This window comes from Oleiphilus sp. HI0086 (genome assembly GCF_001635225.1).
In genome coordinates this window covers 1-263 of sequence record NZ_LWFZ01000497.1, presented here as the reverse complement: position 1 = coordinate 263, position 263 = coordinate 1, and the positions used below count along the sequence as shown (strand labels likewise).

Genomic DNA, 263 nt, shown 5'->3' with positions numbered 1-263 from the left:
CTAAAGGCATGGCAGCAAATATCGGTATAGGCTAATTCTATGCAGCCTTCGGGTGCCGAAATCGCTTTTTGCTGATGAACCGATACTGCGAGAAAGTCATTTCTGATGCCACGAAAGACCTGATCTGAAGCAGCATGTTCGGTGAGAGATATTGGGATAGTGCCCATCTCGTAATTTTCTTTGTCATCAATAATTTCACGTCCCAATGCTTGGGCAGCTAACTGAAAACCAAAACAAGATGCAAATACAGGGGTTTCATTTTC

The 263-nt window shown here is 43.3% G+C and carries 1 pseudogene; it reads right to left on the bottom strand.

The features are described 5' to 3' along the window. Window positions 1-263 (bottom strand): annotated as a pseudogene (locus A3756_RS06070) (type 1 glutamine amidotransferase); the annotation flags it as partial.